The sequence below is a fragment of the Parabacteroides sp. PH5-46 genome (genome assembly GCF_029892785.1).
Taxonomy (GTDB): Bacteria; Bacteroidota; Bacteroidia; order Bacteroidales; family Tannerellaceae; genus DFXE01.
The window spans coordinates 1-1,861 of record NZ_JARXXA010000037.1; the positions used below are offsets into that span (position 1 = coordinate 1).

The following is a 1,861-nucleotide window of genomic DNA, read 5'->3' on the forward strand; positions in this document are numbered from 1 at the left end:
AGATAGGTAGGATACCCTGTGTCAATATTCACTCCTTCCCAAGTTACAACCTTGGCATTTACTGTCAATGACTCATCTTGGGTAAAGCCCTTGATCGCAACTTCGAACGTGTAATGTGTATTACGTGAAATGGTCAGGTCGGCAAGGGTTGCCGAGCTTCCTTTCATCTCATCGACCGATAGGGTCTCTATGCTGTTTCCGATAGCCAGGGTGTATACACGCTTGTTAAGGGTATTATCCGCCTGGCTGGCATGTATCTCCAGATAGGTGTATTTTGTCTTGTCACTGATCAGGTATTCGGGAATGTAGAACGTAATCCCGTTGGCAGCGAAACCGGTAGCCGTAGGACTGTATCCATGCAGGCTTACTGATGGCGTAACATCCGCCCCGTCGAAGAAGTTGGTTCCCGTATAGGTTTTCCCCCCCAGATAGGACGCTGCCGGCATACTGCGTACAAGCACTTTGTCGAGGTTGATCTTCGTGTTGGCGATATCTGCAAAGGTGCAGCTGATATCGAGCGTAACCTTGGCGTAGAGCCTTTCCAGTATCTTGCCGTCTTCACCTTCTATCCTGGCGGTGTCACCAGATACAGCGTTGACGTCTTTGACGAATCCGAACATGGGGATCAGGTTATTGTCGTCCACTACCGGATAGGCCGTATGCGAAAGTACCTTTTCCTTCAGGATGGTGGGCGAAGTTACTTCTTCCAGCTTCCAGTTTCCCTGTTCATTGGCTATGAAATATACATCCAGGAGTCCGGTAGGAACCTGTTCTACAAAGGTCATGCCGTCTTTGGGCGTAGTGGTGTTTACATGGCATTTGCCCAGTTTGTCGAACACGATCATGCGGATCTCGCCGACCCGGTTTTCCGTCTCGCCTGAACGGGTCATCAGCGACTGCAATACAGTCTTTTCACCTCCCGGGGGTTCAACTTCCAGTTCGCCCGACGTACAGGAGGCCAAACTGAATAACCCCAGCAGGCTGAAGAGGCCCAGCAGGCCTGAAAGCCCTTTTAGTCTTTGTTGCCTTGCGTCTTTCCGTGTTGTTATATGTCTTATTATTTCCTTCATATCTTCCTTTGGTTTTATCCGCTGTTTTTTATCCTTTCTCTTGCCTTTTCCTTTTGTTTATATACGGTGTCATCTTATATGGTTGTCTTATCCGATAATACTTCCGCCGTTATCTACCACCACAAAGTCGTTTACTTTGATGCTGAACGATCCGTTGGTGTAGTCGAATTCCACATCGATATGGAATTCATCGTCTATATCCAGGTCGCCGGTGATGGCAGCGGGTAACAGTAGTTCTGTTAGGCTCCAGTTGAGCAGTTCCTTTTCTGTCTCTTCATGCGTGAGGATAAGCCTAGACTCTGTCAGTGAGGCGTCGTTGAGCTCCCGCATGATGACGAAGTCCGACTTCAGTTTCTTTTCTTCTACTGCATACTGGGGTATATATGTCAACCGTTCTCCGGTTATCGAATTGTCGTGGTAATATTCCCCGTTGCGCGACGTTATCGCACATCGGAAAGGGGTGCCTGATGCGTAGTCCGCCTTTGAGTCTACTCCCAATGGCAAGCCTGTTGCACTTACGTAAATCGTGTTCGTGTCTTTGGTCAGGTCTATCAGTACATATTTGCGCCCCGCCTCTTCTTTTACTTCTACCTCTTCCACTCCTCCATAAAAGAGGTGGACAGGATGTTCGCTTACCGTGTTGTCCGTATTCTTGACTTTGAGCATGAATTCCTCCATGGTGGTTGTTCCCGGTATACAGTCTGTAATGTCGTAGCAATCGTAAAGGTTTCCCCAGGCTATGAGCTTGTAATTCCCCTCTTTTAAGGGTACGTTCATGATGTAGTTGTCTT

At 48.1% G+C, this 1,861-nt stretch carries 2 protein-coding genes; both read right to left on the bottom strand.

What is annotated here, in order from left to right; translation table 11 throughout:
- On the bottom strand, positions 1–1,070 hold a 1,070-nt coding region (locus M2470_RS18405; protein ID WP_280746450.1), incomplete at its 3' end, for a hypothetical protein.
- Positions 1,071–1,157: 87 nt separating this feature from the next.
- Positions 1,158–1,861: FimB/Mfa2 family fimbrial subunit (locus tag M2470_RS18410; protein WP_280746449.1), on the bottom strand; the 704-nt coding region annotated here is incomplete at its 5' end.